At 73.5% G+C, this 25037-nt stretch carries 24 protein-coding genes and 1 pseudogene; 16 read left to right on the top strand and 9 right to left on the bottom strand.

The features are described 5' to 3' along the window. Positions 1 to 42: 42 nt before the first annotated feature. Positions 43 to 1035, bottom strand: coding sequence for a LacI family DNA-binding transcriptional regulator (locus ACFPIJ_RS43975; RefSeq protein WP_380124968.1), 993 nt, complete (start codon positions 1033 to 1035; stop codon positions 43 to 45). A 387-nt stretch (positions 1036 to 1422) separates the two neighbouring features. Between ACFPIJ_RS43975 and ACFPIJ_RS43970 the strand changes: the two genes are divergently transcribed. From ACFPIJ_RS43970 to ACFPIJ_RS43955, 4 genes and pseudogenes are all read left to right on the top strand, one after another. Further along, positions 1423 to 2241 (top strand): hypothetical protein, encoded by an 819-nt coding sequence (locus ACFPIJ_RS43970; RefSeq protein WP_380124967.1) that lies wholly within the window; start codon positions 1423 to 1425, stop codon positions 2239 to 2241. Next, positions 2219 to 2896 carry a hypothetical protein gene (locus tag ACFPIJ_RS43965; protein ID WP_380124965.1) on the top strand — a complete coding sequence of 226 codons (678 nt, stop codon included), beginning with the start codon at positions 2219 to 2221 and terminating at the stop codon, positions 2894 to 2896. The genes ACFPIJ_RS43970 and ACFPIJ_RS43965 overlap by 23 nt, the downstream gene beginning before the upstream one ends. A gap of 1592 nt (positions 2897 to 4488) precedes the next feature. Continuing rightward, positions 4489 to 5406 (top strand): annotated as a pseudogene (locus ACFPIJ_RS43960) (DnaJ C-terminal domain-containing protein); the annotation flags it as partial. A gap of 7 nt (positions 5407 to 5413) precedes the next feature. Further along, positions 5414 to 5662: a molecular chaperone DnaJ gene (locus ACFPIJ_RS43955; protein ID WP_380124963.1), complete on the top strand. Its 249-nt coding sequence runs from the start codon at positions 5414 to 5416 to the stop codon at positions 5660 to 5662. Positions 5663 to 5760: 98 nt separating this feature from the next. Here ACFPIJ_RS43955 and ACFPIJ_RS43950 read toward each other — a convergent pair whose 3' ends face one another. After that, positions 5761 to 6315 (bottom strand): hypothetical protein, encoded by a 555-nt coding sequence (locus ACFPIJ_RS43950; protein WP_380124961.1) that lies wholly within the window; start codon positions 6313 to 6315, stop codon positions 5761 to 5763. A gap of 52 nt (positions 6316 to 6367) precedes the next feature. On the opposite strand from ACFPIJ_RS43950, the gene ACFPIJ_RS43945 reads away from it, so the two are divergent. Continuing rightward, positions 6368 to 7369 carry a serine hydrolase domain-containing protein gene (locus tag ACFPIJ_RS43945; protein ID WP_380124959.1) on the top strand — a complete coding sequence of 334 codons (1002 nt, stop codon included), beginning with the start codon at positions 6368 to 6370 and terminating at the stop codon, positions 7367 to 7369. A gap of 3 nt (positions 7370 to 7372) precedes the next feature. Here the strand turns inward: ACFPIJ_RS43945 and ACFPIJ_RS43940 are convergent, their stop codons facing one another. Next, positions 7373 to 8017, bottom strand: a complete 645-nt coding sequence (locus ACFPIJ_RS43940; protein ID WP_380124957.1) for a DUF6518 family protein — start codon at positions 8015 to 8017, stop codon at positions 7373 to 7375. A 114-nt stretch (positions 8018 to 8131) separates the two neighbouring features. On the opposite strand from ACFPIJ_RS43940, the gene ACFPIJ_RS43935 reads away from it, so the two are divergent. The 6 genes from ACFPIJ_RS43935 to ACFPIJ_RS43910 all read left to right on the top strand — a co-directional run bounded on the left by ACFPIJ_RS43935 (position 8132) and on the right by ACFPIJ_RS43910 (position 13080). After that, the gene (locus ACFPIJ_RS43935) at positions 8132 to 8641 is read left to right on the top strand and encodes a SigE family RNA polymerase sigma factor (protein ID WP_380124955.1); all 510 of its coding nucleotides are present in this window, start codon (positions 8132 to 8134) and stop codon (positions 8639 to 8641) included. Further along, positions 8638 to 10074, top strand: coding sequence for a hypothetical protein (locus ACFPIJ_RS43930; RefSeq protein ID WP_380124953.1), 1437 nt, complete (start codon positions 8638 to 8640; stop codon positions 10072 to 10074). Before ACFPIJ_RS43935 ends, ACFPIJ_RS43930 begins: the two co-directional genes overlap by 4 nt. An 85-nt stretch (positions 10075 to 10159) precedes the next feature. After that, positions 10160 to 10963, top strand: a complete 804-nt coding sequence (locus tag ACFPIJ_RS43925; RefSeq protein WP_380124951.1) for an SDR family oxidoreductase — start codon at positions 10160 to 10162, stop codon at positions 10961 to 10963. Between the two features lie 118 nt (positions 10964 to 11081). Then, the gene (locus tag ACFPIJ_RS43920) at positions 11082 to 11519 is read left to right on the top strand and encodes a DUF6069 family protein (RefSeq protein ID WP_380124949.1); all 438 of its coding nucleotides are present in this window, start codon (positions 11082 to 11084) and stop codon (positions 11517 to 11519) included. A 26-nt stretch (positions 11520 to 11545) separates the two neighbouring features. Next, positions 11546 to 11899 (top strand): YciI family protein, encoded by a 354-nt coding sequence (locus ACFPIJ_RS43915; RefSeq protein WP_380124947.1) that lies wholly within the window; start codon positions 11546 to 11548, stop codon positions 11897 to 11899. 2 nt (positions 11900 to 11901) lie between these two features. Then, positions 11902 to 13080: an RNA polymerase sigma factor gene (locus ACFPIJ_RS43910; protein WP_380124945.1), complete on the top strand. Its 1179-nt coding sequence runs from the start codon at positions 11902 to 11904 to the stop codon at positions 13078 to 13080. Here the strand turns inward: ACFPIJ_RS43910 and ACFPIJ_RS43905 are convergent. From ACFPIJ_RS43905 to ACFPIJ_RS43885, 5 genes are all read right to left on the bottom strand, one after another. Continuing rightward, on the bottom strand, positions 13077 to 13913 hold the full coding sequence (locus ACFPIJ_RS43905) for an alpha/beta fold hydrolase (RefSeq protein ID WP_380124943.1): 837 nt from the start codon (positions 13911 to 13913) through the stop codon (positions 13077 to 13079). The genes ACFPIJ_RS43910 and ACFPIJ_RS43905 overlap by 4 nt on opposite strands. Positions 13914 to 13959: 46 nt before the next feature. Continuing rightward, positions 13960 to 16242 carry a putative bifunctional diguanylate cyclase/phosphodiesterase gene (locus ACFPIJ_RS43900; protein ID WP_380124941.1) on the bottom strand — a complete coding sequence of 761 codons (2283 nt, stop codon included), beginning with the start codon at positions 16240 to 16242 and terminating at the stop codon, positions 13960 to 13962. A gap of 78 nt (positions 16243 to 16320) precedes the next feature. Beyond that, a complete protein-coding gene (locus ACFPIJ_RS43895) occupies positions 16321 to 16758 on the bottom strand; it encodes a hypothetical protein (protein ID WP_380124939.1) in 438 nt (145 codons plus the stop codon). Beyond that, on the bottom strand, positions 16755 to 17294 hold the full coding sequence (locus ACFPIJ_RS43890) for a hypothetical protein (protein WP_380124938.1): 540 nt from the start codon (positions 17292 to 17294) through the stop codon (positions 16755 to 16757). Before ACFPIJ_RS43890 ends, ACFPIJ_RS43895 begins: the two co-directional genes overlap by 4 nt. A 4-nt stretch (positions 17295 to 17298) precedes the next feature. Continuing rightward, positions 17299 to 17964, bottom strand: coding sequence for a hypothetical protein (locus ACFPIJ_RS43885; protein ID WP_380124936.1), 666 nt, complete (start codon positions 17962 to 17964; stop codon positions 17299 to 17301). A 118-nt stretch (positions 17965 to 18082) separates the two neighbouring features. On the opposite strand from ACFPIJ_RS43885, the gene ACFPIJ_RS43880 reads away from it, so the two are divergent. From ACFPIJ_RS43880 to ACFPIJ_RS43860, 5 genes are all read left to right on the top strand, one after another. Further along, entirely contained in the window at positions 18083 to 19243 is a 1161-nt protein-coding gene (locus tag ACFPIJ_RS43880) for a sensor histidine kinase (protein WP_380124934.1), read from the top strand. Continuing rightward, positions 19222 to 19968 carry a response regulator gene (locus tag ACFPIJ_RS43875; RefSeq protein WP_380124932.1) on the top strand — a complete coding sequence of 249 codons (747 nt, stop codon included), beginning with the start codon at positions 19222 to 19224 and terminating at the stop codon, positions 19966 to 19968. Before ACFPIJ_RS43880 ends, ACFPIJ_RS43875 begins: the two co-directional genes overlap by 22 nt. A 144-nt stretch (positions 19969 to 20112) precedes the next feature. Continuing rightward, complete coding sequence (locus ACFPIJ_RS43870) at positions 20113 to 20814, top strand: hypothetical protein (protein ID WP_380124930.1); 702 nt, start codon at positions 20113 to 20115, stop codon at positions 20812 to 20814. After that, on the top strand, positions 20811 to 21137 hold the full coding sequence (locus ACFPIJ_RS43865; protein ID WP_380124928.1) for a transcriptional regulator: 327 nt from the start codon (positions 20811 to 20813) through the stop codon (positions 21135 to 21137). Before ACFPIJ_RS43870 ends, ACFPIJ_RS43865 begins: the two co-directional genes overlap by 4 nt. Positions 21138 to 21168: 31 nt before the next feature. Next, on the top strand, positions 21169 to 21672 hold the full coding sequence (locus ACFPIJ_RS43860; protein ID WP_380124926.1) for a hypothetical protein: 504 nt from the start codon (positions 21169 to 21171) through the stop codon (positions 21670 to 21672). Positions 21673 to 21681: 9 nt separating this feature from the next. Here the strand turns inward: ACFPIJ_RS43860 and ACFPIJ_RS43855 are convergent, their stop codons facing one another. Then, positions 21682 to 25011: an NACHT domain-containing protein gene (locus tag ACFPIJ_RS43855; RefSeq protein ID WP_380125419.1), complete on the bottom strand. Its 3330-nt coding sequence runs from the start codon at positions 25009 to 25011 to the stop codon at positions 21682 to 21684. Positions 25012 to 25037: the final 26 nt, after the last annotated feature.

Here is a 25037-nt window from a genome sequence, read left to right as displayed (position 1 = left end):
GTTCATCTGGGTGGCGGCGGCAGATGGGAGCGGAGCGGCACGTCAGCGCGCTGGCGGTGCCGTTCCGGTGGAGCTGCGGATGACCAGTTGCGAGGTGACGGTGCGGCGCGCGGCGCCGCTGGGGTCGGCGTCCTGCAGCAGCTGCAGCAGCAGGTCGACACCGACCCGGCCGAGCTGCTCCTTGGGCTGCGCGAGGGTGGTCAGCGACGGGCTGACCATCTCGGAGAACATGATGTCGTCGACGCCGATCACGCTGATGTCGCCAGGGACGGAGACGTTCTTCGCCCGGAACCGGTTGAGCAGCCCCAGCGCGATCAGGTCGTTGTAGGCGAACACCGCGGTCACACCCGCCGACAGCACGAGGTCGGCGGCGGCGACCCCGCCGGCGAAGTGCGGTGCCACCGCGCCGACCTCGACGAGCTCGAGCCCGGCCGCGGTGGTGGCGGCCCGCAGCCCCCGCAGCCGCTCCCGGTTGGACCAGGACGTGCGCGGCCCGGCGACGTAGCCGACCCGGTGGTGCCCGAGCGCCTGCAGGTGGGCGACGGCCTGGCGGATGCCGTCGGCGTTGTCGATGGTGACCGCCGGGACCTTGCTGACCCTGCGGTTGAGCAGGACGGTGAGCGTGTCACCGGTGACGCCTCTGAGGTCGGCCTCGGTCATCCGGGACGAGCACAGCACGATGCCGTCGACCTGCTTGCACAGCGCGCGGATCAGCCCGACCTCGACGGTCGGATCCTCCCCCGTGTCGGCGAGCAGCACCGAGTAGTCGGATTCCCGGGCCCGGCCCTGGACGCCCTTGACCACCTCGGGGAAGAACGGGTTGCTGAGGTCGGTGACGATCAGCCCGATGTTGCCGGTCCGGCCGGTGATGAGCCCTCGGGCCGCGCGGTTGGGCCGGTAGCCGAGTTCGGCGGCGATCTGCTGGACCCGCAGGCGGGTCTCGGCGTTGACGAGGTCAGGCACGGACAGCGACCGGCTCACCGTGGACGGCGATACCCCCGCAGCCCGCGCGACGTCATAGATCGTCGCAACCATCGATCGCCTCCTGTTTCTAGCTCCGTAGGCTTCGCCAGCGGTTCCGTGGGGGGTTCCCACCCCACGCCCCCCACGCTCGCTTCGCTCCCGTTCGTGCTCTCGTCTGTCATCGTTGTCATGGGAGTCTGCAATCCTTTGCAAGAGGTTGTCAAGCAAAAGCTGTCATCGATTCCCCAAAATCCCACACGCCTCGACAGCTTGAGGCGACAGGCGTGTCACAACCGACCGTCTTCGCGCATCCCGCCGACCTCGATCGGCACACTCCCCCGAACGTCCCAGGACGACTGCCCCACGCCGCCGCAACCATCCAACCGCTTCTCCGCGTCGATCCACGGGCGGCCGGCACTATCATTGCGGGGTCAGATTCCCGGCGGGCGGAGGGTTGCGGTGCCTCGCATCGTCGGCGTCCACGGCGTGGGCAACTACGATCCAGACCTCACCGCCGACCAGGCCGCCGAGGACCTCGCGTGGATCTGGTCGGATGCGTTGCGCAAGCGGGTGCCCGCCGACAGCGTCGACCTGCGGGTCGCCTACTACGCGCCGCACCTGCGCGGCGAGACCGGGCAGAGCCTGGCCGGGGACCTGCCGCTGCCGCCGGAGCTCGCCGCGGCGCTCCAGCGGTGGGCGGAGGCGCTCGGCGCGCCCGCCGAGGTCGCGCAGGGGTATCTGACCCAGCCGGTGCAGCAGTTCGCGGAGTGGGTTGCCGCCAGGTTCGGCCTCGACGCGCGGCTGATGCGGTGGTTCGTCGCAACGTTCCTCACCGAGGTCGACGCCTACCTGCGCGACGAGGACGGCGCCGCCCGGCACGCCGCCCGCGACACCGTGATCCAGGCCGTCGCGGCGCACCGCCCGCAGGTCGTCGTCGCGCACTCGCTCGGCTCGGTCGTGGCGTACGAGGCACTGCACGCGCCCCGGGACTTCCCGATCGACCTGTTCCTCACCGTCGGCTCGCCCCTGGCCATGCCCGACGTGGTCCTGGACCGGCTCGCGGCGCACACCGGCACCGTGCCGCGCCGGCCGCCGGGGGTGCGCAGGTGGGTCAACGTGGCCGACGTCGGTGACGTGGTCGCGGTGCCGTCGTCCCTCGCCGGGTCGTTCGCCGTGGACGCCGACCTGCGCGAGAGCGTCGGGCTGTTCGACTTCCACCGGGTCGTGAAGTACCTCAACAGCGGCGTCGTGGCAGGTGCCATTGCCTCCGTCGGGTGACCTGCAGGCGTTGAGCATCGGCATCAGCCGGTTCGGCCGCAGGCGGGAGCGGGGACAGGAGGCGCCCGCCGCCCGGTGGGAGCCGCTGGACTTCGCCACCGACCGGGTCCAGGCGATGACGGCGGTCCTGGCCCGGTTCGGATACCGGTGCGAAACACCGCCGGACGTCGCGGCGCTCACGGCGGAACGCCTCGCCGACGGTATCTGGGCCGCAGCGCGTGACCTCGGCCCCGACGGCGTCCTCGTCGTCCACCTGCTCACCCACGGACACGTGTCGGAGACCGGCGCCCTCTACGCGATCGGCGCCGACGGCGAACACCACTCCCTGAGCGACGTCGGGCACTGGCTGCAGCGGATCGTCGACACCCCCGGATCGCCCCGCACCCTGTTCCTGCTCGACCTGTGCCACGCCGGCGCCGCCACCCGGATGAGCTGGCAGATGTCCGTGGCCGGCGGCGACAGCCGGTGGCGACGCGGCGATGGGAGCGGTTCGCACCGCTGTTCGACCTCGCGGCCGCCGGCCTCGTTGATCTCGACGACGTGCCGACGGAGATGGTCCGCTACGACGTGGAGAACTACGTCAGCGACCTGCTCCGGCGGCACAAGCCCTACGACACGGTCTCCTACAGCGGCGCCCGGCAGACGTTCGCCGTAGCGGTCGCGACCGCGCTCACTTCACCCGACGAACAGTCCGGCCGCCGGGAGTGGGGCGAGTTCCTCGTCGCCGGGCTGTACGCGAACCATTTCGTCACCGGGTACTCCCCCATTCAGGACGTGTCGGAGGCATCGGAACTGGGCCGTCGGGTGCCGATGACGCTGCCCGACCTGCTGGAGCTCGACCTGACCGTCCGCGCCGGAGTGCGCTGGCTGCGACCGGTGCTCGCCGCGGTCGCGCACGCCCGCGGGGACGGGATGCCGGCCCGGATCATCGGGCACGCCGCCCGGGCGTTCCTCGGCGTGCAGATCCCCGAGGAGGCACCGCCGGACGAGATCGCGGCCGCGCTCGCCACCGCCCGCTTCTACCTGCGGCGGGTGACCGACGTCGACGGCACGACGCTCTACCGGCTGTTCCACCAGAGCCTCGCCGACCACCTGCGCTCCCATCCCGTGCAGCGGACCGAGACCGGCGGTGTCGACCCCAAACTGCTGCTCGCCGCGCTGCTCGCGCCGTTGAGCGGTGCGGACGGGCACCGGTGGGACATCGCCGAGCCGTACCTGCTGCGCCACGCCGCCCAGCACGCCGCCGACGCCGACCAGCTCTCACTGCTGCTCGACGACGTCGAGTTCCTGGTCCACGCCGACCCCGTCACAGTGGCGCCGCTGCTGGACGGGCATCCGTGGCTGACCGCTGACGACCTGCTCGAGGCCGCGGATCCTTTGCTGCGACGGCAGTTGCTGGCCCTGTGCGCGGTGCGGCACGGCGCCCGCGACGCGGCGTGGCGGCTGGCAAACCCGCCGGGGCAGGCCCCCGTGCCGTGGCAGCCGGCCTGGTCGTTCGCCGGCTCGGTCACCGCGGTGGCCTGTGCGGAGGGGGCGGACGTCGTCGCGGTGGGCGATGTGGCCGGCGAGGTGCACCTCCTCGACCGGCACCGGGGCACGGCACTGACCGGGCCACTCACCGGGCACGGGTCCAGAACTGAGGCACTGGCGTTCGGGCGCCATGCCGGACGGCTCGTGCTGCTCTCGTTCTCGTCCGACGGTGAGCTGCGGCTGTACGACGCGATGTCGGGTGCCGAGGTGCGCGCCGACCGCGTCCACGGCGCATCAGCCGCGGGCGGCATGAGCCTCACGTCGGTCGCCGGACGGCTGTTCGCGGTCCTGGCGGGACCCTCCGCCACGGCCTTTCTCGTGGATGTCTACTTCGGAACTGCCACGTCATTCGTTCTCGGGCTGGCAACGGTGCCCCTCGGCGACCGGCTCGCGCCGATGAACGTCGACGGGAGCAGCGCGATCACCTTGCCGGGCGGCGACCGTGCGCCGCTGTGCTTCACCGTCGACGGCCGGCTGCTGGCCGCGACCACCGAGGGCAGCGCCGTGGTCATCTGGGACGTCGAGGAGCAGCGGCGGCTCGACGTCGTGCCGGTCTCCGGGCCGGTCAGCGTGCTCGCGGTCACCGACCGGGGAGACATCGCCGCCGTCGCCGACGGACAGGTCGTCCTGCTGGCACACCGCAGCCCGGGCGACGACCCACAGCCCGGCCCAGACGACGTGGAACAGCCGCCGGAGCCGGCCGCCGACCAGACGCGACCGTTCCAAGACTTCCAGCGCATCATGGACGGGTTTCTCGGCGGGTCGCTGGGCGAGGGACCGCGTCCGCGGGTGCGGCCCGGCGCCGATGCGATCCTCCGCCTCGAACTGGACCTGCAGGAGTCCGCGTTCGGTGTCGAGGCGCCGATCGAGTTCGACACCGCGGTGGTCTGCGCCGCCTGTGCCGGCGCCGGCACCGCGCCGGACACCCATCCGGATGACTGTCCGGCCTGCGCCGGGCGTGGTGAGGTCCGCATGTCCGAAGGTGCCGGTGTCGCGCCCCGGACCTGCGCGTACTGCCAGGGCCAGGGCATTCTCATCCCGAACCCGTGCGTGACCTGCGAGGGCGACGGGCGGGTCAGCACCCGCCGCGCGCTGACCGTGAAGATCCCAGCGGGCGTCGAGGACGGCATGCGCATCCGGCTGGCCCAGCAAGGCGAGGTCGGCCCCGGCGGCGGGCCTCCCGGCGACCTGTACGTCGAAATCCACGAGCGCCCGCATAACGTCTTTACGCGCAAGAACGACGACCTGCACTGCCGGGTCACCGTCCCGATGGCCGCAGCGGCCCTCGGCACCCAGCCGACGATCCAGACCCTGGACGGCGAGGTGACGTTCGACGTTCATCCCGGTGAGCAGTCCGGCGCCACGGTGCGCATAGCGGGCAAGGGCGTGCCGCACCTGCACCGGAGCGGCCGGGGTGACCTGATCGCCCACCTCGGCATCCCGACACCGAAGTTCCTCACTGCCTATGAGCGGCTGACGCTCATGGAGTTCGCGACCCATCGTGCCGAGAATGCGGCGGTCGCGCCGTCGTCCTACACCGAGCACGACCTGGACGTGCATGTGGTGGTGTCGGTGCCGATGGCCCTGGCCGCGTTGGGCACGAGTTTTGTTCGTCAGGAGCCCCGCCAATGGTGACGTCGAGGTGCATGTCCGCGCGGGCACACAGCCCGACGCCAGGGTCCGTCTCCGCGACCACGGCCGGCCCGCTGACACCGGCGATCGGGGCGACCTGATCGTCCAGTTCGAGGTGCCGGTGCCCGCCATGCTGGACACCGAGTCGGAGCGCCTGCTGCGCCGGTTCGCCAGGCTCCGAAAGGAGGTTGCCGCGTTGACGTCGTCGCAACCTGGCGCCTTCGATCGGGTTGGGGACGCCTTCGACAGCAGCGACTGAGGCTGCCCAACGTCGCGGTTCGGCGACGGCAGCAGCGACCGCTGCATTGCCAGCACGCACGCCTCGGCGGCGGCCGGCGCCAGGTGGTGGGTGTCGAATCAGCCGATCAGCCGCTCCGCCACGTCGAAGGCCGCCGTGCCGTCGGTGCAGTGGGCGGCGAGGAACTCGTGGACGTCACCGCCGCCGGCCGGGACCGGCCCGCACGCCGAGATCCCGCGCGGCCCGCTGTACACGCAGAGGACCCGCTCGGCGTCCGCCGGCCCGCGGTGGGCGAGCATCGCGTCGCAGCGCCGCCACAGTTCGCCGAGGCGCCGGGCCGCGTCCGCGTTGTCGGTGTAGACCCCGCCCCACCCGACCTGCATGAGGACGGCGAGCCGGCCGTGCACGAGGTGGTAGTTGACGGCGTAGGAGTTGACGCCGTGGCCCGCGTGGCTCACCGCGACGTAGTCAGGGGTATCGCCGGCGAGGACGTCGGCCAGGAACCCGGGCTCGAACAGGTACATCTGGAACGGGTCGATGTCGCGCGTGGTCCAGCACCACGGCCGCGGCGCCCGCAGCGCGGGTCGCAGGGACCCGGGCACCGGCGGGACCGGCAGCCCGCTCGACGTGAACGCCGCGGTGAGGTCTTCCCATGACGAACCGTCGGTCTGCACCCGCCGATTGTGTCGCCATGTGCCGGGCCGGGCAACGGAGGAGACTGGGTCCGTGACGTCTCTCGGCGACCGGGTCATCGCGCTCGCCCGCGAAGCGCCGATGCCGGCCGTCGCGGTCGCGGTCTTCACCAGGGACGAGCGGCTCGCCGAGGTCGTGCACGGCGTCGCGGACCTCGGCACCGGCCGGGCCGCGACCCGGGACACCTGGTGGGACCTGGCCAGCCTCACCAAGGTCCTCGTGACGGTCCCCGAGGTGCTCGACCTGGTGGCGCGGCAGCGGATCGGGCTCGACCAGCCGCTGCACACCGCCTGGCCGGCCGCCCGGCACGCGCCGTTCGCCGCCGCCACCGTCGCCCAGCTGCTCAGCTACGACGCCGGCCTGCCCGCCACCGTCCCGTTCTACACCGGCCTGACGGGACGCGACCGGATCGTCGACGCCGCCCTGCGCACGCCTCTGGAGCGTCCGGTGGGTTCCGGCGCGGTGTACAGCGACGTGAACTTCGTCCTGCTCGGCGCCCTGGCCGAGGCGCTCACCGGCACATCATTGGCCACCGCCGCGGCGCAGCGCAGCGGTCTGCGCTATCCGCCGCTGCCGGGCCCCGCGGTGGCGACCGAGCGCTGCGGCTGGCGGGGGCGGCTGATCACCGGTGAGGTGCACGACGAGAACGCCGCCGCGATGGGCGGGGTCGCCGGGCACGCGGGCGCGTTCGCGACGATCGGGCTGCTGGCCGGGATCGGTCAGGACTGGCTCGCGGAGCGGGTGACGACCGCGGAGCTGCACCGGGCGGTCCGCCGGCAGTGGTCGTCGAACGGCGACGGGGAGCGCTTCGGCCTGGGCTGGTGGCTGGCGCCCACCCGGGCGCTGGGCGGGCCGTCCGCCGGTCCGGACGGCTACGGCATGTCCGGGTTCGTCGGCAACCGGATCTGGCTCGAACCCGGGCGTGGCTACGGCGTGGCGGTGCTGAGCAACCGCATCCATCCGGTGCGCGCCGACCGGCAGCCGTTCAACGCCTGGTGCGCCCGCCTGCTGGACCTGGTCGCCGCGGCGGCGTGACGGTCAGAATCCGATCACCGGCACCGACTCCACCGCACCCCACGCCAGGCCGCTGACGGTGCACGCCACGACGGCCGCGACGGCGAACCTCGGCCACGACTGCGGACCGCGCCGCCGCCCGAACAGCCACGCGGTGACCGCCACCCCCGCGACGACCTGCAGGCACCCCTCGGCGAGCCGCTGCCGCCCGTGGTCACCGACGGCGAGCAGGCTGACGACGATGTCGACGCCGGCCCCGGCCAGCAGCCCGCAGGCCAGCCCGGCGGCCGCCGCGGCCACCGGCGCCCGGTCGGTGCGGATCACGTGCGCGAGCACGCCGAGCACGGCCCCGCCGGCCACCGACAGCAGCATCCAGTACGCCGCCGCCGTCAGCACCGGCGCGAGCCAGTCACCGCCACTGAGGTTGAGCACGTAGTAGCAGCCGGTCGCCGTGCACAGGACCACGATCGCGGCGGCCGCCGCGCCGACCCGTGTCCGCGCCGGGAACGCCGCGACGAACGCCGCGCAGCCCCATGCGAACCCGGTGCTGGCCAGGAACTGCAGCACCGTCCGCAACGTGCCGTCGACCCGGTCGGCGTAGACGGAGGCCACGCCGAGCCCCACCCCCACCGCGATCGGCGCCAGCCATCCGAGCCGCAACGTCACCATGCCTGCCATCATCCAGACCGTGCCGCCGTCGCGTTGCCCCTTCAAATCGCTTTTCAACCTCCGCACGGGGTGGCGCGTCTGTGCGGTGACGGGTCATGAGGGAGAGGCGATGGTGTGGAGATCGACGGCTTCGAGCAATTCGTGGCGGTGCGCTACGCCGAGCTGGCGCGCACCGCCTACCTGCTGACGGGTTCGCCGCACGCCGCCGAGGACCTGGTGCAGTCGTGCCTGTTGAAGGTCATGGCGCGGTGGGACGAGGTCGACGATCCGATGGCGTACCTGCGGCGGGCGATGGTCAACCAGCGGATCAGCCTGTGGCGGCGGCTGCAGCGGGAGCTGCTCAGCGCCCGGCCGCCGGACACGGTGGTGTCCGACCCGGCCGGTGGGCTGGCCGACCGGACCACCCTCGTGGCCGAGCTTGCCCGGCTGCCGAGGCAGATGCGGGCGGTGCTGGTCCTGCGCTACTTCGACGACCTGTCCGAGGCGGAGACGGCCGGCGTGCTGGGGTGCTCGGTCGGTTCGGTGAAGAGCCAGGCGTCGCGGGGGCTGGCCCGGCTGCGGACGTTGCTGAGCGAGCCGGTGGATGCCCTGGAGAACCCTGCGGTGCGAAGGAGTGGGCAGTGACGGAAGTAGAAGACCGGCTGCGGGCGGAACTGATCCGCTCGGCGGACGTCATGCGGCCCGCGCAGGATCCGATGCGTCGCCTGCTCGCCCGCCGTCGCCGCCGCCTGCAGTGGCGCTGGACGGGTGCCCTGGCCACCGCCGTGGTGCTGGCACTGACGGGCGGTGCGCTCACGACCGCCGGGGGGCCCGCGCCGGACGTCCCCCCGACGCCGCCGCCGGTCGGCCCGGCGCGGGAGACGATCAACGCGCCGATCACGTCGCAGTGGACCCGCGAGCTGCTGGCCGCGCCGACCCGCGGCAATCTCGCGGGCGACACCGCGCTGGTCGCCGACCTCACCCGGCAACTGGCCGCCAATCGGCGGTTCTGGAACGTGGACCCGGCGCTGGACCGGGTGAAGGTGCTGCTGCTGGCCGATGTCGGCGGGGCGCGGATGTACGTGATGGCGTACTACAACGACACCCATGCCGTGTCCGTCAGTTCGGGCGGCCCGCCCGGAAGTTCGACGGCCGCCCTCGCCGGTGGGGAGTTCGGCGGTGGCGTCGAGGGCCTGCGCCCGTTCACGGCCTCCACCGCGGGCGCCGAGCTCACCGGCAAGCCGCCGTACTCGTACGTGTGGGCGCTGGCACCGCCTGGCTGCGAGATCGCCACCTCCCGGGAGGCGCGGTTCGAGTCGCCGGGCACGGTCGCCCGCACCTGGGTCGACCAGGGCGATCACCTCGTGCGCCCCGGCAACGACATCAACATGTGGTGGCGGTTCACCTGCGGCGGGATCGTGCGTGACGTCAAACAGGGATCGTCGGACGCGGCAACCCCCGCGACGCTCACGGGCCCGCCGGTGACCGAACGCGGCCGGGCCGACCCGGCCCTGGTGACCCAGGCCCTGGCGGAGTGGCGGTCGCTGCCGGGACTGCCGGTGAGCAGACACCGGGCGCTGTGGGGCGGGACCCCGCCGGGCACCACCGAGCCCACCGTGGTCCTCATCGGTGAGGCGCCGGGCGGCGGCGTGCAGGTCTGCGCGCTCACCGGCACGGACGCGCACCCCGTGTTCGCCACGGTGGTGGCGCGCGGCCCGCTCGACTACAGCGGTGGCGGCCCGCTGCCGGCGGACGGCCCACGCGCCGGCGTCACCACCGCCGTCGCGGCGTCGGCCGATCTGGTGGTCGTGCGGCTGCCCGACCCGGCCAACCCGTTCGTGCTGTCGGACCGGCTGCTGGTGATCGCCCCGCCGGGCGCCACGAAGTTGCAGCTCACCGGCAGCAGCACGCCGACGGTACCCCTCGTCGACGGCGTGGGCGTGATCACCGCGAAGATACCGGCGGTGCTGACGGTGCGGGCGACCGACGCCGGCGGCGCGACGCTCGCGCAGCTGAAGGTGTCAGAACCCGACGGCGACGGGCTGATCTTCGGCCAGCCGCTGCTGCAGCGCTGGTAGCACGCGGACGGTGGCCCCGGCGCAGCTTCGTGCCCGGGGCCACGCTCCGACGGACGCCCCGGCGGCACGACGGTATGGTGCAGCGATGGATCGCACCGCGCTGGTCACCGGGGCATCGTCGGGCATCGGCCGGGCCACCGCCGCCGCCCTCGTCAGGCGGGGCTACCGGGTCGTCGGCACCAGCCGCCGGCCCGAGACGCTCAGCGACGGGCAGCGCCCTGAGGGCGTCGAGTTCCTCGCGCTGGACCTCGGCGACGAGGCGTCGATCGAGGCGCTGGCCGCCGCCGTCGGCCCGGTCGACGTGCTGGTCAACAACGCCGGGGAGAGCCAGTCCGGGCCGTTCGAGGAGCTGCCCGGCGAGGCGCTGCGCCGGCTGTTCCAGGTCAACGTGCTCGGGCCGGTCCAGCTCACCCAGCTGCTCCTGCCCGGCATGCGCGAGCGGCGGCGCGGCCGGGTGGTGATGGTCGGGTCGATGCTCGCGTCGTTCCCGCTCGCGTACCGCTCGTCCTACGTCGCGTCGAAGGCCGCGTTGAAGGGGTTCAGCGACGGGGCCCGGCACGAGTACACGCCGTTCAACGTCTGGCTGACCACGGTCGAACCCGGGTCCATCAACACCGGGATCAGCGAGCGCCGCACGAAGTACGTGGCGGAGGGCTCGCCGCACCGGACGGACTTCGAGCGGATGCTGGCCGCGCTCGACCGCAACGAGAGCAAGGGCGTGCCGGCCGAGTTGGTCGCCGAGACGATCGTCAAGGCGGTCGAGGCACCCCGGCCGAAGGCGTTCTACGCGGTCGGCAGCAACGCGCCGGTCGTGTTCCCGCTGCGGCGCCTGCTGCCGTCGGGCCTGGTGTCGAAAACCGTCCACCGCCGCCACGACCTGCGCCGCTGAGCAGCTGCCGAAGTTTGTGGAAAAAGTTCCGGCCGGGTTGTCGATCGGGGTGGGGGTGCGTTCGTAGCCCAGGTGAGAGACCGGCGCAGGGCCGGTCCGCACTCCACCGGAGGCCGCAATGACCACCACGACCCACACCGCCGGCCAGGCCGGCACCCGGCACACCACCGCCGGCCGGCCGTCACTGCGCTCGCTGCTGCTCGCCGGTGCCGCCGCCACGGCCGTGGCCAGCGTCGCCACCGCCACCGTCGCGGCCGCCGGGCACGCGGCCGGGATCAGTCTCGACGTGTCCGGTGCGCCCATCCCGGTGCCCGGCTTCGCCACGCTGACCGCGTTCTTCTCGCTGGTCGGGCTGGTGCTCGCCACCGTGCTGCGCCGGTTCGCGGCCCGCCCGCGCCGGGCCTTCGTCCGCACTACGGTGGCGTTGACGGCGCTGTCGCTGGTGCCGGACGTCATCGCGGACGCCGCGCCCGCGACCAAGGCGCTGCTGATGCTGACGCACCTGGTCGCGGCCTCGATCGTCATCCCCGCGGTCGCGCGCCGCCTGTCCGCCTGAGACCTGCCACCGAACGGGAGCCGATCATGAAGCAGTACATGTTGTCCGTGCACCACGACTACGACGTGCCCATGCCCGCCGGCGACGACCTGCAGACCGCCTCCGAGCAGGTCGACCGGGTCAACAAGGAGATGGTGCGCACCGGCGTCTGGGTCTTCGGCGGCGGCCTGCTGTCACCGGACACCGCGACCGTCGTGCTGGCCGGGACCGGGGACACCACGATGACCGACGGGCCCTACACCGAGACCAAGGAACAGCTCGGCGGGTTCTGGGTGATCCGCTGCACCGACCTCGACGCGGCGCTGCGCTGGGCGGAGCAGTGCTCGCAGGCGTGCCGGGGCCCGGTCGAGGTGCGGCCGTTCGAGGACGAGCCCGCCTGAGCATGGACCTCGACGGCATCTACCGGGCGGAGTACGGGCGCTGCGTGGCCACCCTCGCCCGCCTCCTCGGCGACATCGGCATCGCCGAGGAGGCGGTCCAGGACGCGTTCACCGTGGCCCTGGAGAAGTGGGACACGCCGCCGCCCAACCCGGGGGCGTGGATCGTGACCACGGCCCGCAACCGGGCCATCGACCGGCTGCGCCGCGAATCCACCCGCGAGGCCCGCCACGCCCAGGCGCTGCTGCTGTATCAACCCGACGAGCCCGAGGAGGTAGGACCCGTGCGCGACGACCAGCTCCGCCTGATCTTCACCTGCTGCCACCCGGCGCTCGCGCCGCTGGCGCAGACGGCGCTCACGTTGCGGCTCATGGGCGGGCTCGAGGTGCCCGAGATCGCGCGGGCCTACCTGGTGCCGGAGGCGACCGTCGCGCAGCGCATCGTGCGGGCCAAGAAGAAGATCCGCGACGCGGGCATCCCCTACCGGGTGCCGGGCGGCGCCGAGCTGCCGGCCCGGCTGCCACCGGTCCTGACCGTGCTGTACCTGATCTTCAACGAGGGGTACGCGTCGACGTCCGGCGACCTCGTCCGCACCGACCTGTGCCTGGAGGCCGTCCGGCTGGCCCGGGCGCTCGCCGACCTGATGCCCGACGAGCCCGAGGTCCTCGGGCTCCTCGCCCTGCTGATCCTCATCGAGGCCCGGCGCCCCGCCCGGGTGGGCCCCACGGGTGAGCTCGTCACCCTCACCGAGCAGGACCGGTCGCTGTGGAACCAGGAGCTGATCGCCGAAGGCCACGCCCTGGTCCGCCGGTGCCTCAAGCGCAACCGGCCCGGCCCGTATCAGATCCAGGCCGCCATCAACGCCGTGCACACCGACGGACCGGCCACCGACTGGATCCAGGTGCTCGCGCTCTACGACCAGCTCCTGGCCCGGTCGCCGACCCAGGTGGTGCTGCTCAACCGGGCCGTCGCCGTCGCCGAGGTGCACGGTCCGGCGCTGGCGCTGGCCTCGATCGAGGGCGTCGACCTGCCGGGCTACCACCTGCTGCCGGCGACGCGGGCGGACCTGCTGGCCCGGCTCGGCCGGACCGGCGAGGCCCGCGCCGCGTACGACGAGGCGATCACCCTGGCCGGCAACGACACCGAGCGGACGTTCCTGCAGGGCCGCCGCGCCGAGCTCTAGAGGCGCAGCAGGGCGTCCACGACGACCGGCCAGGCCACGCGCGGCACGCCCTGACCGACGTCGGGCAGGGTGAGCAGCGTGGCGCCGGGGATCTCCGCGGCCAGGGCCACCCCGTTCCCGTGCGGGAAGAACGGATCCTCGTCGCCGTGCACCACCAGGGTCGGTGCGGTGATCTGGCCGAGCCGCTCCCGCCACCGCGGCCGGCAGTCGACGGCCGCGAACATGCTGCCGATGTGGCTGGCCCGCTGCGCCTGCGCGGTCGGGCCGGCCCGGTCGAAGACGGCCCCGGCCGTGGCTCGGGCGTCGTCCTCGTCGAAGCCCCGCGACCCGGCCAGCAGCCGCGCGCTGCCGGTCATGTAGTCGACGACGCTGTCGCGGTCGGTCCAGTCCGGCGCCGGGCGGCCGAACAGCTGCCCCATCACCTCAGGGTCGTGGTCGGGCAGGTCCGGGTCGACCGGGCCGGGCGCGACCGGCCGGGTGGAGATCAGCGTCAGCGACGCGACCTGCCCGGGATGGTCCAGCGCGAGCAGCTGGGCGATGAACCCGCCGACGCCCAGCCCGACCACGTGCGCCGGGCCCAGTTCGAGGGTCGTGAGGAGCTGCGACGCGTCGGTCACCAGGTCGCGCAGGTCGTAGCCGGGCGCGTCGGGGTCGGCGAACGTCGAGCGGCCCGCGTCGCGCAGGTCGTAGCGCACCACGTAGCGCCCGCGCAGCGCCGCGCACAACTCGTCCGGCCAGCTCATCATGGTGATGCCGATGAGCAGTACCGGCGGATCCGCCGGATCCCCGAAGGTCTCCACGCACAGCTCGACACCGTTGGTCTTGATCTGCATCTGCATATCAGTCCATACGAAGCGGGGGCGGGAAACTCATCGCGGGTCAGGCCACGAGTTCCCGCTGGGCGGCGAGGAGGCGGGTCATCCCGTCGGCCGGCATCGGGCGGGCCAGGTGGTATCCCTGGCCGAGCGAGTAGCCCAGCTCGATCAGCCGGTCGGCCTGCGCGCCGTTCTCGATGCCCTCGGCGACGGTGTCCAGGCCGAGCGCGAGGGCGAGCTGCATGACGGCCCGCGCCACCGCCTGCCGGGCGTCGGCCTCCGGCGAGCCCGGCGCGTCGAGTTCGACGCCGTCGACGAACGACTTGTCGAGCTTGACGATCGCGGCCGGGAACGCGCGCAGCAGGCTCAGCGACGACTCGCCGGTGCCGAAGTCGTCCAGGGCGAGGCGGACGCCGAGGCCGTGCAGCTGGAACAGGGCGCGGGAGACCTGCTGCCCGCGCAGCACCGCCGACTCGGTCAGCTCCAGGACGAGCCGGTCAGCGGGCAGGCCTGAGTCGGCGAGGGCGGCCTGGACGTCGGCGACGAAGTCGGGGTCGTGCAACTGGCGGACGGACACGTTGGGCCCGACCTTCTGCAGCGCGTCCGGGCCGAACTCGGCGAACCACTGCGCCGCCTGCCGGCACGCCTCGCGCAGCACCCACCGGCCGATCGGCACGATCAGTCCGGTGCTCTCCGCCGCCGGGATGAACTCCGCCGGTGGGATCATGCCGCGGGTCGGGTGCTGCCAGCGGGCGAGGGCCTCGACGCCGACGATCCGGCCGGTCCGCAGCGCCACGATCGGCTGGTAGTGCACGGTGAACTCGCCCGCTTCCAGGGCCCGCCGCAGTTCCCCGCCGAGCTGGGCGTGACCGGCCACGGGCTGGGCCATGCCGTCGTGGTAGCGCACCCAGTTGGCCTTGCCGCGCTGTTTGGCCGCGTACATGGCCACGTCGGCGTCGCGCAGCAGCTGGTCCAGCGGGGTGCCCGCGGGTGCGGTGGCGATGCCGACGCTGGCGTGCACCAGCAGCCCGTGCTGGCTGAGCGGGCCGGTGAACGCGTCCAGGGTCCGCTGCGCGATCGTCTCGCCGAGGGTGGTCGCCCCGGTCACCAGGATCGCGAACTCGTCGCCGCCGAGCCGCACCGGCAGGCCGTCGGCGCCGCCGGCGGCCCGCAGCACGTCGGCGACCGCGATCAGCAGGTGGTCGCCGACGTCGTGGCCGAGCGAGTCGTTGATCGTCTTGAAGTCGTCGAGGTCGACCAGCAGGACCGTCGCGTCCCCGTGCTCCAGTTGCGCGCCGAGCCGCTGCCGGAACAGCGCGCGGTTGGCGAGGCCGGTCAGTCCGTCGTGGGTCGCCTCGTGCTGCAGCCGCTCCTGCGTGACCCGCTTGTCGGCGAGCAGCCGGGCGTTCTCCCGGAACGCGACGAACTGCCGGACCGTGACCAGCCCGGTCACCAGCACCGAGGCGATGATGACGAGCTTGTCGGTCCAGGTGAGCACGCCGGGGATGACGGCGATGAGCGGCACGTCGACGGCCGCGACCGCGACGTACGGCAGCCAGGTGCCGGCCCGGCCGGGGCGGGCGGCCGTGTGCGCCCACTGCCGGCGGACCGCGAGCACGGCGAGCACCGGCGCGAGCGGCATGACCACCGCCTGCGCCGGCACGGTGCCGGGGTCGCCGCCGAGCACCAGCAGCAGCGCCACCCCGGCGCCGACGAACCCGGTCAGGCCGATCAGGCGCAGCGCCGACCGGTCGATCGGGCCGCCGCGGATGTAGGCGACCTTGGTGATGCCGCCGACCGCGAGGGCGAACGACAGGCCGAGCAGCACGATCGTCTGGGTGCTCCACCGTCCCGGGGCTGTCAGCAGCGGGGCGAGGCCGAAGTGGAACAGCACCGTGCCGCAGCCGAGGAAGGCGATCGAGCGGTCCAGCCACTGCCGCCAGCGTTCGCCGGCGCTGGTGATGCCGAGCGGGACCCGCACCATCGCCCACATGGCGACCAGGAACCCGGCCCCGGCCGGCACCGCCGCCGCCGTCGGCATCGCCGGCAGGATCGAGATGTCCCGGAACGCGGCGGCGGCGAGGACGGCGTACCCGACGCTGACGCAGCCGAGCGCCGCCAGCATCAACCGCCAGAACCCGCGGGCCGGGTCGGTCAGCGGGGTGCGCCGCAGCAGGTCCCGGACCGCGAGGGTGGCGACCGTGGCGCCGACCGGCAGCACCAGGTAGGACACGGCGGCCGGGCGGCCACCGGTGACCGTCCAGACGGCGTACCACAGCGCGCCGAGCGCCGCGAGGCCGACGACGGCCGCGACGTGACGCAACGGGGCTCGCTGGTCGGCGGTCACGGAGCGCCCCATCGGCCACGGTGGCAGGCACCTGAAGTCCGCCACCGTCCTGCCACGCAACCGCAACCGGCCCGCGTCTCAGTCGTCGAGCGTGTGCCGGAGCCGGTCGATGACGCGCAGGATCTCCGCGCGGTGTTTCGCCGATTTCAGCCAGGCCGGCAGGCGGGCGGTCAGCGTCATGCCCGGCCCGTCGGTGCGCAGTTTCGCGCCGACGTAGTCGTCCAGCAGGTCCAGGTGCCGCCGGTGCAACGCCCACAGCGTGTGCCCGCCGCAGCACTCGGCCCGCAGCCACAGCGGCACCTGGAAGAACGGGTCGACCGGCGCACCCCAGACCGAGGTCGCGCCGGGCGGCTCCCACGCGGCCGCGTGACCGCACCGGCCGCAGGTGAGCCGGCGCGGCCAGGAGGCCACCCATCGGCTCGGCGTGGGCCGCGCGGCGCTCACGGCCCGGCGCCCGCAACGAGGGCAGACCACGTCGATCGGGTCGGCCGCGAGTTCGTACAGTCCCCTGATCACCGGAGCTGGATGTCGCCGCGGTAGGCCGCGTCGAGTTCGTCGAGGCGCCGTTCGACGTCCGGCCACGGCCGCAGGTCGAACTCGTCGATCAGTGGCTGGAGGAGGTGGGCGCCGTCGGTGCCCGGTGCCAGCCGGGCCGTCTGCAGGCGGGCCATCATGGCACTGCGGCCCCACGGGTACGCGAGGTGGTCCAGGTTGTAGTAGGCGGTCTGACAGCCGAGCGCGAGGAACTCCATCAGGTCGCCGGCGACGATGTGGTTCGGGGAGTCGAACGCCATCGGGGCGGTCATCACCACCGGCGCGGCGGCGGGACTGCCCGCGGCCGGAGTGAGGACGCTGAAGTGGACGCCGTCGCCGCCGGTGCCGGCGAACATGATCGCGTTGGCCGGGCTGGTCCGGTAGCCGCCGTCCTGCGGCGGTTCGGCCGGGTCGACCAGGCGCAGCCCGATGTCCACGAAGCCGTCGCCGGTGGCGGCCTCGACGCGTTGCACCAGGTGCCACAGGCGCACCCAGTCGGCGCGGAAGGCGGCGTTCACGCCGTCAAGTCTGCCAGGGCCGTTTCGCGCCGAGCACGTTGAGGGCGACGCCCCAGATCAGGAACACCGTCAGCCACTGCGGCCACGCCGGGCGGCTCATGTCGCCCGACAGGAGGTGCCGGGCGGTCGGGTACGGCGTGAGCCAGTCCTCCGCGGACCCGGGCGCCGCGCTCAGCGCCAGCCACAGCAGCAGCGGCACGAAGGTGGCCAGGAACGCCAGCGGCACCGGCCGCACCAGCCGTCCCAGGCCGGTCCCGACCAGCACGGCGAGCACCTGCACCAGCACGCTGCCGAGCGCGATGGTGGCTGCGTGCCGCCACGGGTCCGGTGCGCTGCCGCGGGTCGTGACCGCTGCGCACCACACGGCCCCGAACGCGCCGAGGCCGGCGGCCAGCAGCACCACGGCCCAGAGTGTCGACAGGAGCCGCTCCCGGTCCCTGACCACCAGGATGCCCAGCAGCGGCACGGTGACCGACATGAGGCTCTGCACCGGGTCGCTGACCGCGGCGAACGTCAGGTCCCCGGGCTTCACGGCCGCGCCGAGCACCTCGCCGGCCAGCAGGGCCAGCAGCAGGGTGACCCCCACCGTCCTGCGTCGGGGCCGCGTCCCCAGACACCGCCGCACCGCGTCGAGCGTCGCCGCCCCGAACCCATCGACACCAGCTGTCACCCGCCGAGCATGGCAGGCACGGGCCGCGCGGCGCATCGGCCGATGTATGTGCCGGGTCCGGTGCGGGGCCCTACTTTGGTAGGTCCCGGCGGCATGGTGTACCTCGTAAGCTGCGGCCATGCTCTTCGCGTTGCTCGTGCCCGAACCGGCGGACAGTCCCCGGTCGGCGCGGCGCAACACGGTGGCCGACGCCGTCGCGGTCGGCCTGGCCGCCGGCTACGGCGCGCTGATGCTGCCACTCGGCGACGCGACGCACCCCGGGGCGGCGATCCCGTGGCAGGTCGACGTCGCCATCGGCGTGGGGTGTGTCGCGGCGCTGGTGCTGCGCCGGCGCCGGCCGCTCGGGCTCGCGCTGGCGCTGCTGCCGTTCGGGGCGGTGTCGGTCATGGCGACCGGTGCGATCGTCGTCGCGTTGTTCACCGTCGCCGTGCGGTTCCGGCCCGCGGTCGTGCTGTGGCTCGCGGTGGCGAACGTCGCCACCAGCGCCGGGTATTTCGCGCTGCAGGACGACCCGCCGTTTCCGCTGTGGGTCGACCTGCTGGTGCGGTCGGTGGTCACCGCCGCCGCCGTCGGCTGGGGGCTGTTCGTGCAGGCGTACCGCCGGCTGACCGGCTCGCTGCGGGACCATGCCGCCCGGCTCGAGGCCGAGCAGCACCTGCGGGTCGAGCAGGCGCGGCTGACCGAGCGGGCCCGGATCGCCCGGGAGATGCACGACGTCCTCGCCCACCGCCTGTCGCTCATCAGCCTGCACGCCGGTGCCCTCGAGGTCCGCACCGACGCGTCGCCGGCGGAGACGGCGATCGCCGCCGGCGCGATCCGGACCGGCGCGCACGAGGCGCTGCAGGAGCTGCGGACCGTGTTCGGCGCGTTGCGCCAGGGGCGCCCGGAGCCGCCGCAGCCCGGCCTCGGCGACCTGCCCGAGCTGCTCGGCACCGCGCGGGCGGCGGGCATGACGGTCGACTACACGTGCCGGGTGCCGGTCGACGGGCCGGCGGTGATGCTGGGGCGGACGGTGTACCGGTTCGTGCAGGAAGGCCTGACCAACGCCCGCAAGCACGCGCCCGGTGCCGAGGTGCGGGTGCTGCTCGACGGCGCCGCGGGCGGGGACCTGCGGGTCACCGTCACCAACCGGTGCACCGGTGGGCGGCCCGCGATCCCCGGTGCGGGTCTCGGTCTCGTCGGCCTGCGGGAGCGGATCGCGCTCGCCGGCGGGCGGATCGAGCACGGCGTCGAGGACGGCGTGTTCCGGTTACGGGCGTGGCTGCCGTGGCCGGCGTAGCCGCGGACGGCGGCGGCCCCACGGGCCGCGCCGGAGGCGACGCCGGCCGCGTCGGCGGCGTTGCGGGCCGGCCGATCCGGCTGGTGGTCGTCGACGACGACCCGCTCGTGCGCGCCGGGCTGCGGATCCTCATGGGCGGTTCACCGGACATCGAAGTGGTCGCGGAGGCGGGCGACGGCGCGGAAGCCGTGGCGGTCGCCGACGCGCACTGGCCGGACGTGATCCTCATGGACATCCGCATGCCCCGGGTCGACGGGCTCATCGCCACGCAACGCATCCGGTGCCGCCCGTCGCCGCCGCAGGTGATCGTCCTGACCACGTTCGACGCCGACGAATACGTCCTCGAGGCGCTCCGCGGCGGCGCCAGCGGTTTCCTGCTCAAGGACACCCCGCCCCGCGACATCATCGCGGCGGTCCGCACCGTCGCGGCCGGGGCGGCGATCCTGTCCCCCGCGGTCATCCGGCGGCTCATCGACCACGTCGCCGACCCGCTCGCCGGGCCGCGGCGGGCCCGGGCCCGGCAGCGGCTCACCGCGCTCACCGGACGCGAGCACGAGGTGGCGCTCGCCCTGGGCCGTGGCCTGTCCAACGCGGAGATCGGCGCCGAGCTCGGCATGAGCGTGCCCACCGCGAAGGGGCACGTGTCGCGGCTGCTGTCCAAACTGGACCTCAACAACCGGGTCCAGGTCGCGCTGCTCGTCCACGACGCGGAGCTGCCGGACTGAACCGGCGCTACCCGGTCACCCGGGCGGGAACCTGATCCGCTCGTAGCGGTCCCGGTTGTGCGTCGGCGGCGCTCATGCCGCTCCGCACCGGCTTCACGAAGTTTGGTACTGGCGCCAATCGGTTGGCTGTGCAAACCTTATGGCATGACCACTGATTCGGCGCCAGCCGCCGGCGACCCTCGCCGGCTGCTGGCGGACGTGCTTGCCCTCGCCCACCGGGTGCGGGTCGACCAGCGGGTGACCTGGGTGGCGCTGCTGGTGCTGGCCGCGGTGACGTTCGTGGCGATCCCGATCGACTACTACGGCCTGGACGTGCGCTGCGAGCCCGGTGCCGCCGCGGACCTGGTGCGATCCGCGGACGCCTCCGTGTGCACCACCTGGCGCCGGGGCGCGCTGTTCTACTGGCCGCCGGCGCTGCTGCTGGCCTACGCGGCGATCGCCGTCAGCTACGTGCGGGTCGCCCGGGCGCGGGGGCTGGGCACGCGGGTGCTGCCCTACGCGATCACCGGAGGCGCGCTGACCGTCCTGTTCGCCGCCGCGTGGGTCCTCGCCCGGCTGTTCCTCGGGCCGCATGAGTTCCCGTACTGGGTGCTGGTGCTGGACCGCCTGATCGCACCGTGGGGCACGATCGGGTTGGCGCTGCTGGTGCTGGCCCGGCTGGAGCGTAACGTCGCGCTGCTGGCGTTCACGCTCGGATACCTCGCGGTGGTGCTGGTGCCGATCACCTTCGGCGTGCACTTCGCCTGGGCGGACCACTCGGAGTTCCTGCCGGCGCAGGTCATCAACGGCACGGTGCTGCTGCTGGGCGCGGCCGGCTTCGCGGTCGCCCGCCGGCGGCACCGGTGACCGCCGAGCGGCACCCGGTCACCGGCCTTGACGAGGTGGTGCACCAGCGGGTCCGGCTGGGCATCCTCACCATCGTGCACGAGGCCCGCCGGGCGGAGTTCGGCTATCTGCGCACCCAGCTGGACCTCACCGCCGGCAACCTGTCCAAGCACCTGAGCGTCCTGGAGGCGGCCGGCCTCATCCAGCTCGAGAAGGGGTACGCCGGAAAACGCGGCCGCACCTGGATCACGCTGACGCCCGCCGGCGACGTCGCCCTCGCCGAGGAGGTCGGGCGGCTGAAGGCACTCATCGCCCGGATCGAGACGAACCCGGAGGCCCGGTAACCTCTGGGTCCGGCGACTTCTCGGGGGATGCATGTACAGCCGACGTCAGCTCATCGACGCGTATCTCGGCGCACGAGGTTACGACGACCGCCACGACGAGTCATCCGCCTTCAACGCCGCGCTCAGGGAACACCACAGCGCCGTGCTCCACGGGCTCGAGCGGCTGTTCGGGCTGCGCCTGGACCGGCACCGGACGGAGACCTTCGACCACCGGGTGCTGCTCATGCTGTTCAGCTCGACGGCCGCCTCGGTGCTCGCCCTGCGCACCCCGTGGTCGAACTTCCTCGAGGCCGGCCTGCTGATCATGAAGGTGGAGCAGGCCGGCCCGCCCGGCGCCCGGGTGATGGCGGAGAGCGCCCGCATCAACACCCTCACCGCCGAGTCGCGGCAGGCCCACCTGGCGATCCTCGACGACCTGGCGGCCATCATGCTCGGCGACCGGGCCGAGCTGACGTTCACCCCGGCGGAGCTGCAGGCCATGGGCGTCGACGACACCCCGCCGAGCCCGGCGGACCATCTGTCCGAGGACGACTGAGCAACGGGGTCACGGCGACCCGGGCGGCTCCGCCGACGCCGGCAGGTCCATGCCGAACTCGGCCCGCAACAGCCACCTGACCCGGGCCAGCAGCCGCGGTTCGACGTCGACGAGCGCGCTGCCGGGGATCATCGGGTGGGTCTCGCTGGCCCGGTGTCCCGCCTCGTGCAGCCCGACCCGCCAGCGGGCGTACTCCGCGTGGTCGAGCCGGAGGAAGCCCTCGGTCAGCGTCCGGAGGTACATCGCCTCGACCGGGTCGGCCCGACCGGCCGCCAGGTGATTGACGATCGCCTCGATCAGCGATTCGCGGCGGTCGTCGTCCAGGCTGGTTTCGGTGACCTCCTCCACCAGGACCGTGAACTCGTCCGTGGGCAGGCGATGCGAGTGCACCGCGAGCAGGGACAGGCCGACGCCCAGCGCCTCCGTGCGGGTCCGCCCGTCCAGCACGTCGGACCAGTGCGCCGCCGGCACCAGGACCGCCCGGAACAGATACGCGAGCGTCGCCGGGGCCGTCTCCTGCGACACGGCCGCCGCGAGCAGTCGCAGCAGACCACCGAGCATCGTCACCGGCAGCGGGTCCGGCCGCGCCTGCCGGTCCCAGGGCGGGAAGCCGACGACAACGTTCGCCGTTCCCTGCGGCTGGGCCAGGAACGGCTCGATGGCGTGCACGGCCAGCGCGGTGACCTCGTCGGCGGTGAACGCGGCCTGCCGGCTCAGCTGTTCGCTGGCGATGTACCGGTGGCCGATGATGCCGGCGCGGTTCGTCGTGGCTTGCGCGCGGTACGGCGGGATGTCGTTCAACCAGTACAGGTCCACGGCTTCGGACGGGGCACCGTCGAGATCGTCGAGCTCCACCCGGACGTCGCGGGCTGTGTCGCTCCACAGGTGGCGGGTCCGGGTGGCGAACAGCAGGGCGCCCCACTCCTCCGCGCCGAGTGCCGACTGCCACAGCAGGGTCAGGCTGCGCCAGCGCGCCACCACGTCCGCGCCGGCCGGGAACAGCGCGCTGGCGTGCACCCCGGACCCGTACACGGCAGCGAGCAGGACCAGGTTCAGCGAGTACCGCGCATAGCGGCCGACGGGTGGCACCGGCGCGGGCTGGTAGCGCGCGTACCGCAGGTCCTCGCCGCGGGTGTCCAGCCGCTGGAACAGCGTCACCGGCAGGTCGGCGGCGCGCTGCCCGGGCGGCAGGTGACCGGCGAACCCCCGCAGGAACCCGAGCACCGGACCGCGGCCGATCAACGGCGCGAACGACAGCAGCGCGTGCAGCAGCCCGTCCTGGCTGCCGCCGGCGCCGAAGGGCGTGGCGAGGGCGGCCCGTTCCTGCGCGGCCATCTGCACCACCAGGCGGTGCACCAGCCGCGCGACCAGGTATTCGCCGAAGGTCGCGTGCAGGAACTCATACGTCGCCAGCCGTTCGCCGTCGCGGAGGGCCTGGGCCCGCTGCATGAAGAAGAAGCGGCCCAGCACGGTCTCGCCGCTGCGCAGGCCCCGGCGCAGGTCGTGGTTCGGGTTGTGCCGTTCGTCGATGACGTCGAGGTCGGCGTCCAGCTCCGCGGTGGTGGCCCACTGGCGGCCCCGGTTGAACATCGCGAACGCCACCAGCGACAGGCGCAGCAGGTCGTCGTCAACCAGCGCCGCCAGCGCGTCGCCGGTTGCCCCGGGGTGCTGCCGGTGCACCTCCCGGGCCGCGAACAGTTTCAGCAGCTGTTCGTAGAGCTGGGCCTCGTCGAGCGCGGCGGCGTCGCGTTGCAGGGCGTTGGCGTCGCTGTCATACAGCGCCAGCATCAGCAGCAACAGCGGCTGGCCGGCCAGTTGCGGCTGCCGCAGCACGGCCGTCGCGGGCAGCTGCGCGACCCCACGCGCCGCGAAGGACGCCTGGTTGACCTCGTTCCAGACTTGCAGCCACTGCTCGATCTGCTCGGGCCGGAACGGTTCGAGCCGCAGCACGGCGGTGCCGGGCGGGACCTGCGCGCGGTCGGCGACGGCGGTGCGGCTGGTGACCAGCACGACGACCGGACGCTCCTGGACCGCCTCACGATGCTGGAAGTCCGCGACCCGCAGCAGGTAGTCGGTCTGGCTCACACCGGTGGCCTGGAGCAGCTCGTCGAAGCCGTCCAGCAGCACGACGGGCAGCGCGTCGCCGGTGCTGCCGACGAGATCCGGCCAGTCCACCCGTTTGCCGGTCGCGGCCCGGACCGCGTGCTCGATCTGGTCCTGGATCATGGCGTCGGCGGGCGCGTCGCGCAGCTCCACCCGGATCGGCAGGAAGTCGGTGGCGGGCAGGCGGGCGGCGAGGATGCGCGTCAGGACGCTCTTGCCCGCGCCGGGCTGGCCGAGCACCAGCAGCGGCGCCTCGGTGGCGGCCGGCCCGGTCAGGTGGGCGGTCAGGAACGCGGCCAGGTCGGTCCGCACCGGCCGGGTCTCCCAGAACGACTCGTTCGCCGCCGAGTTGTCGGTGAGGCCGGTCGCGAGCCGGAAGTCCGGGTCGACGTACGCGGCGGCCAGGGTCGGGATCGTCAGTCCGGCCGGGGCGTCGCCGTCGGCGAGGATCGGCCGGCTGAGCGCGTCCTGGTAGGCCCGGGCGAGCTCGCGCCGCCGCTGGTCCGGTGCGCGACCGGCGGCGACCCCGCGCAGCAGTTCCTCGATGCCGGCCAAGGCCCGCCGGGTCGCCCGGTGCTCCTGCTGGCCGCTCCACCACGCGAACTCCGGCACCTCGAGCGCCAGCTGGCGGTACCGATCCTCGTAGCGCCGCACGGCGAGCGGCGGCAGATCCTCACGCATCGTGGCGGCGGCCCGGCGTCGCTGGGTCTCGTCGAGGTCGGACCAGGCGCTGAGCCCTTCGAGGAACCCCAGCCACCGCCCGGCCATGCCGCCATACCAGTCGCTGAGCTGCCGCAGCAGCGTCTCGTGCGGAAGGTCCACGCCCGGCATGGCGACCTGCGCGTCGAGGAGCCCTTGCACGACGTCCTGCCCGGCGCTGTTCGGCTCGGCCAGCCGGAGCTGGTCCTGCCCGGTCAGCTCGACCCGGTCCAGGTCCAGCGGCAGCCGCAGCTCCTCGAAGGCCTCGAAGAACGCGGTCACGACCAGCACGGTGTGCGCCGCGTGCAGCCGCTGGGTCCGGTCGTAGCGGGAGTATCCGTGCAGCCGGTCCCGGATGCCGCGCACCAGCTCGTGGCCCGCTCGGAGCGCCTCGCCCCGGGCACCGAGCAGGCCCGCGACGACGGCGCTGCCACCGGCGGTCGACACCAGCAGCGCACCCCCGAGCGCCCGGTCCAGGGCCGCTACCGCCGGACTGTCCCCGCCCAGCAACGCGACCGCGTCGGCATACCGCAGCATCGAACGCACACAGCCATCATCCCGTG

This window comes from Dactylosporangium cerinum, from assembly GCF_042653625.1.
Classification (GTDB): domain Bacteria; phylum Actinomycetota; class Actinomycetes; order Mycobacteriales; family Micromonosporaceae; genus Dactylosporangium; species Dactylosporangium cerinum.
The sequence above is the reverse complement of the archived record's forward strand: the minus strand, read 5'-3'. Positions and strand labels throughout refer to the sequence as shown.

Bases quoted from the DNA above. Each gene is read 5' to 3' on its own strand.
- ACFPIJ_RS43975 (WP_380124968.1), bottom strand. From the start codon at position 1,035: ATGGTTGCGACGATCTATGACGTCGCGCGGGCTGCGGGGGTATCGCCG.
- ACFPIJ_RS43940 (WP_380124957.1), bottom strand. From the start codon at position 8,017: ATGGTGACGTTGCGGCTCGGATGGCTGGCGCCGATCGCGGTGGGGGTG.
- ACFPIJ_RS43925 (WP_380124951.1), top strand. From the start codon at position 10,160: ATGGATCGCACCGCGCTGGTCACCGGGGCATCGTCGGGCATCGGCCGG.
- ACFPIJ_RS43920 (WP_380124949.1), top strand. From the start codon at position 11,082: ATGACCACCACGACCCACACCGCCGGCCAGGCCGGCACCCGGCACACC.
- ACFPIJ_RS43915 (WP_380124947.1), top strand. From the start codon at position 11,546: ATGAAGCAGTACATGTTGTCCGTGCACCACGACTACGACGTGCCCATG.
- ACFPIJ_RS43910 (WP_380124945.1), top strand. From the start codon at position 11,902: ATGGACCTCGACGGCATCTACCGGGCGGAGTACGGGCGCTGCGTGGCC.
- ACFPIJ_RS43905 (WP_380124943.1), bottom strand. From the start codon at position 13,913: ATGCAGATCAAGACCAACGGTGTCGAGCTGTGCGTGGAGACCTTCGGG.
- ACFPIJ_RS43880 (WP_380124934.1), top strand. From the start codon at position 18,083: ATGCTCTTCGCGTTGCTCGTGCCCGAACCGGCGGACAGTCCCCGGTCG.
- ACFPIJ_RS43870 (WP_380124930.1), top strand. From the start codon at position 20,113: ATGACCACTGATTCGGCGCCAGCCGCCGGCGACCCTCGCCGGCTGCTG.
- ACFPIJ_RS43860 (WP_380124926.1), top strand. From the start codon at position 21,169: ATGTACAGCCGACGTCAGCTCATCGACGCGTATCTCGGCGCACGAGGT.
- ACFPIJ_RS43855 (WP_380125419.1), bottom strand. From the start codon at position 25,011: ATGCTGCGGTATGCCGACGCGGTCGCGTTGCTGGGCGGGGACAGTCCG.